Here is a 5,530-nt window from a genome sequence, read left to right as displayed (position 1 = left end):
ATCGTGCGTGAAGGTAAGGACGTATCAATCCTGTCCGCAGGGTCGATGTTGTCCATGGCAATGGAGACAGCGACAATCCTGTCGCGATCAGGCGTTGAAGCTATAGTTGCTGACGCAAGGTTCATAAAACCTCTTGATCTGGATATGATCAGAGAGATCACCGACAATAACAGGATCCTTTTCACGATGGAGGAAAATACGATCAGTGGAGGTCTCGGAGACCAGGTGTCTCAAGCTCTCAGCGGATTGCCTGGAACAAGGCGCCTGATCAGGCTTGGGCTGTCGGACAGGTTTATTCCTCATGGTACAAGAGAGGAACTTCTTGAGGAGGAAGGGCTGGTGCCTGAAGAAATAGCCATGAAAGTACTGCAGGTCTTGCAACCTGACAGGGAACTGGAAGGCAGGAGTTAAATTGAATATCAAAAGGATCGGTCTGGCGGTAAATATTTTCAAGAAAGATATTGAGGAAGTCCTCAAGGCAGTCGTTAAAGCAATTCCTGATGGGATAGATGTCGTAGGCATGAAGGAAGTGTCCAATATCGATTATCCTGAAAGGATAAATGTCGTCGAAGGGTTTTCGGAGTGTGATGTCGTTATCACGCTGGGGGGCGATGGCACCCTCCTCAGAGCATCAAGGCTGGTCGAAAACGAAGAGACACCACTTCTTGGAATAAGGATGAGAAGTCTGGGGTTCCTGACTGAGGATGACGCGGAAAAAGCCATGTCTGAATTGATGACCGGAGAAGTGATGATCCAGGAGAGGATGCGCCTGGAGATCTCTCATATCCCTGCCAATTCTGAAACCAGCACCTATACTGCTTTGAACGATGTTGTGGTCCACGGGATGGGAGTGTCGAGGGTTCTTCATATGAACACTCTTGTGGGGAATGTGATGCTCGGAGAGTATCTTTCAGACGGTGTGATAATATCTACTCCTACAGGATCGACTGCATATTCTCTGGCTGCTGGAGGCCCGATCATAAATCCTGTGACTATGGAGGCCATCATTGTGACTCCACTTTGCCCCCACTCACTTTCAGTAAGGCCGATAGTAATAAGCAGTGGTGAGGTCCTTACGATCGAGGTCGTAGAGGAAGGCCAGGAGACGATGGTGACTGTCGATGGGCAACAGGCATCCAGGATACAGGTAGGCGAAAAAGTTGTCATAAGAAAAAGTGATAAAGTAACAAGACTTGTTACATGCAAAGATTACGATTTTTATGATCTTGTAAGAAGGAAGCTGAGGTGGGGTGGTGTGCTCAGGAAGCACTGACGAAGGGGAAATATGCTTCAGGAATTGAGAATAAGGGATCTTGCAGTCGTCGAAGACGTCACCATTACATTTTCTGACGGGCTGAATGTCATGACCGGCGCGACCGGCGCCGGGAAGTCAATAATACTTACAGCCGTTGATCTGCTATCGGGTAGCCGGGGCAACAGGGCCCTTCTGAGGAAGGGGGCCGAGACCCTCGTGGTGGAAGGGCTGTTCTCCGTACTCCCGGGTTGGTCACTCAGGGGTGAGACCGGGATGTCGGAGGATGAAGCGACGTTGTCGATCCGAAGGGAGATCAGCAACTCCGGGAAAAGCAGGATATGGATAAATGGAAGAACCGCGACCAATAACCTCGCGCGTCTATTGACATCATCACTATTGGAACTTCATGGACAGCGTCGGCGGCAGGAACTCCTGAATCCTTCAAATCATCTTCGATATCTGGATCTGGCTGGTGATTATTATGATTTGATTGAAAATGTCGAACTGCTTTCTATCAAGTTCAGGAAGTCCTGGTTGAGATTACGTGAATTAAATGAGGAAGCAGTCAAAAACAGGGAACAGGAAGATTATTTTCGTTTTCAACTCACGGAACTTAAAGCTCTGCAACTTGAAGAAGGAATCGATCAGAAGCTCGAATCGAGGATAAAAAAGATCGAGAATATACAAAGATTCAACACGAGTCTTGAAAAGAGCATTCAGAGCTTGGCGGAAGAGGATGGTTCTGTGATCGACCGTCTCTTTTCTGTTGAGAAGGAGATGGATTATCTTGGAAGATTAGATCCTGGTTTTCAGGAAATATCATCAAAGTTGGCCGATATTCGTATCTCACTACAGGAGATCTCAAGAGATCTTGAGAAAGAAAGCGCGGATGAAGAATTGCCAGGCGATCCACATGAACTTCAGCAGCATCTCGCCTCGATCCAGAGGGTCGAGAGAAAATATGGACTGGATAACAACGGGTTGATCCAGAAAAGAGATGAATTGGAGAGAATCCTTGCTTCCCTGAAGGAAGGATCATCCGACACTCTTTCTGTCAGAGGGGAACTGGATGAAATTAAGGTGTTGCTCATTCCTGCACTTGAAGCACTTAGTCGATCAAGAAAAGAATTTGCATCAAAACTTGATGACACGGTCAGTGCTGAGCTTAATGAACTTGGAATGGAGGGGGCGGTCTTCCGGACGCGCGTTGACAGACGGGAAATAAAAGCTTTCCTGAATGACTTTGATGAGCTAGATTTATCGACTGGAGGATGGGATGATGTGGAATTTATTATACGGACAAATGTTGGGGAGGATATCCATCCCCTCGCGGATGTTGCTTCTGGAGGTGAACTTTCCAGGGTGACGCTTGTGCTGAAGAACCTTCTTGTTCGGGAAAAGAGTATTCCGACTCTTGTTTTCGATGAGGTCGATTCGGGCCTGGGTGCGGATCTTGGCAAGGTGATAGCTGAGAAGATGAAGGAGCTTTCAACGAATTTTCAGATAATATGTATTACCCATCTTCCACAGGTTGCTGCCGCCGGAGAACAGCATGTGCTTATAAGTAAGGAAGTAAGAAACGGAAGGACGTCTTCGTCAGCCAGAGTGCTGAGCCGTAACGAGAGAAAGATCGAATTATCGAGGATGTTGGGTGGAAGTGCTGGATTAAGCGAGAAACTTGCGTCGGAACTTTTGAATTATGGTAAGAGCGCCCGTAGCTCAGCTGGATAGAGCACCAGCCTCCGGAGCTGGGTGTCGGAGGTTCGAATCCTCTCGGGCGTGTTTAATCACTACGGCTCGGCCCTGAAGCCGGGCCGTAGGGGACAGTGACCATTGATGAATATTGTTACATGGATAACGAGATCTCTTAGTACCTTGATACTTGCGCTATTTGCCATTATTTTCACTGTTCTATCAGGTGTTGCCGCAGAGAATACTCATTCAACCGCTCAGGCTTCTGAAGATAATTTAGAGTATATGATACGAAATCTTTCGACTGAACTGTCATCAGGTGTTTCGCGTTCGAGATTCTGCCTTCGAGAAACTGATTGTCTTGAGATAGTGGATACGCTTACGGTCTGGCTTGAGAAGTATACAGGCGCAATAGCAGAAATCGATCCTTTTACTATTGAGAATTCTTCATATTCATCCGGTGCTATAACTGTATCTGGATACAACATAATCGTAAATATCGATACATCCCCTTACAGTTCAGATGTTTTTCTGCTTACGGCACACTATGACGCAATCGGCAGCAGGTCGGATGGATGGCGGGAAGAGTGGGATGAAGCACCGGCACCCGGAGCGAACGACAACGCATCTGGTGTAGCCGCGGTGATCGAAGCAGCTGGTATCCTTTCAAAGCTCGAACTTCCATTTGACCTTCGCGTGATTCTCTTCTCGGGAGAGGAACTGGATAAACTTGGCAGTTACGATTATGTAGAAGAGAAATGTGATGATGACTGCGCGACCAGGATCCTGGGAGTGATCAATCTTGATATGCTCGGTTATTCCGGGGATGGAAGAGGTGTCACGGTCATGTCGGATGAATATTCGGGATGGATGGCATCGCTGGCCCTGGAAGCCGCTGAAGAGATCGTCCCTGAACTTCCAGCCAGATTAATAAAGCCTGGACCATGGAACTGGGATCATGCTTCTTTCTGGGCGGCTACCGGCGTGCAGATCAGCGCGATCACACTCTCGGAGCCTCTAGGAGAGACCGGTACTATTATATATCCACACTATCACACTGTCAGGGATACACTTGGTCATGTAGATATTGGACAGGTAGTCGGTATTACGAATATTGTGACAGGATTTTTAGCCGATCTGGCTGACAGTCCTCCGGAATTGGCTATGTTTGATACCGACATCGTATATTATGTTGATGGGATTGAAAAAGCTTTTAAACGATTTCAAGAAGGAGAATCGATAGATGCGGTGATAAAGGTAAGGAACAAGGGAGGGGCAGATTCCCCGGGAGAAGAAGTGTTTCTGACAATCAATCATGAATCTACCGAGGGTACGAAAACCCTTTACTCTGATTACGTCGATATCCCAGGAGTCCTCAGGACGACTGAGGTCTCTCTTTTTCTTGATGAAAGCATCGTTAAACCAGGGGGGAATATTCTTAGAGCAAGAATCTCAAGTACGCCTGTGGGAGATGATCCTGAGAATGATTCGGCTGTATCGGTGTTCACGATAGAAGGTGAGCATGGTGGCCTGCTCAATCATTATTTTATGCCCAATCCTGTTGACCGCGAATTCAGCGAAGCTATGTTCTGTATAGATCTGGCATCCGAGGCGGACCTTAAGATCAAGATTTACACCCTGGAGGGAACCCTTGTGTCTGCCGGTGTAATAGGAGACTCTTACGGAGTAGCGCTGGATCCTGGGTACAGCTGTCATAGTTGCGGCGAACTATTCCCAGATATCGGAAATCTTGCTTCAGGAATCTATGTCTATCGGGTTTTAGTGTTTCCCAGAAATGGTATTCGTTCGGATTATCGAGGGCGTTTTGCCATAGTAAATTAATCGGAGATTAATCATCAGAAGAGATTCACAATGTTTTTATTAAGATTTCTATTGATTTTCGCAATGGCGTATTATCTGCTCAGATTTCTGGGAGGACTACTGTTCGGAAAGAAAAAAGAAGACAGGAAAAACCCAGGCTTCGGCGATCAAAAAAGGAATAGTCCGGATTACAATGAGATAACAGACCAGAAGGTCGAGGATGCGGATTACGAGGAACTCTGAAAGAAAATGATATGATCTTCAAGACGAGACGACCAGACAGACGCGGATTTAAATCCTCAATTCGAGAAACAAGGAGGAGAAAAAGGGAGTATTACTATTCGGCTGTTTCGGTTCTTGTGGTAAAATTCATACTTCTTGTATTCCTTGTTATATTGTTTGTTTCGTCATCGAGACTTTTCTATTACAAACTATCACACAATCCTGGTATTTTGAGGTACTCAATTCCAGCTGTAGTACTGATCGGTATTGGAGTTTTAATATACTATATCGTTATAAATATCAGGGAAATAAAAGACATATCTGATAATATGCATTAAGTGTTTGTGCTGATTTTTCATTCAATTACAAAGACAGGGGCTTTCATATTTCCTCACATGTTCGTGATGGGGTGCTTCGTGGCATGTCTCTTGCAGCCTTTCCGATTGATAATTATGGAGTAAGGTAATTCTATGAAGAAAATAATGGACGAAAAAGACGTTCTTCTCAAGACGTTCTCGGAAATAACCAGCCTGATCAGTC

The 5,530-nt window shown here is 46.0% G+C and carries 6 protein-coding genes and 1 tRNA gene; all 7 read left to right on the top strand.

The window, feature by feature from the left end; translation table 11 throughout:
- Positions 1 to 411: hypothetical protein (locus tag KOO63_12905; GenBank protein MBU8922710.1), on the top strand; the 411-nt coding region annotated here is incomplete at its 5' end.
- A gap of 1 nt (position 412) precedes the next feature.
- Entirely contained in the window at positions 413 to 1,273 is an 861-nt protein-coding gene (locus tag KOO63_12900; protein MBU8922709.1) for an NAD(+)/NADH kinase, read from the top strand.
- A gap of 12 nt (positions 1,274 to 1,285) precedes the next feature.
- The gene (recN, locus tag KOO63_12895; GenBank protein ID MBU8922708.1) at positions 1,286 to 2,986 is read left to right on the top strand and encodes a DNA repair protein RecN; all 1,701 of its coding nucleotides are present in this window, start codon (positions 1,286 to 1,288) and stop codon (positions 2,984 to 2,986) included.
- Positions 2,964 to 3,037 (top strand) — tRNA-Arg (locus tag KOO63_12890). The genes recN and KOO63_12890 overlap by 23 nt, the downstream gene beginning before the upstream one ends.
- Positions 3,038 to 3,232: 195 nt before the next feature.
- On the top strand, positions 3,233 to 4,789 hold the full coding sequence (locus tag KOO63_12885) for a M28 family peptidase (GenBank protein ID MBU8922707.1): 1,557 nt from the start codon (positions 3,233 to 3,235) through the stop codon (positions 4,787 to 4,789).
- A gap of 30 nt (positions 4,790 to 4,819) precedes the next feature.
- Positions 4,820 to 5,011, top strand: coding sequence for a hypothetical protein (locus KOO63_12880; GenBank protein ID MBU8922706.1), 192 nt, complete (start codon positions 4,820 to 4,822; stop codon positions 5,009 to 5,011).
- 11 nt (positions 5,012 to 5,022) lie between these two features.
- Positions 5,023 to 5,328: a hypothetical protein gene (locus tag KOO63_12875; GenBank protein MBU8922705.1), complete on the top strand. Its 306-nt coding sequence runs from the start codon at positions 5,023 to 5,025 to the stop codon at positions 5,326 to 5,328.
- Positions 5,329 to 5,530: the final 202 nt, after the last annotated feature.

Source organism: Candidatus Latescibacterota bacterium (assembly GCA_019038625.1).
GTDB lineage: Bacteria > Krumholzibacteriota > Krumholzibacteriia > Krumholzibacteriales > Krumholzibacteriaceae > JAGLYV01.
The sequence above is the reverse complement of the archived record's forward strand: the minus strand, read 5'-3'. Positions and strand labels throughout refer to the sequence as shown.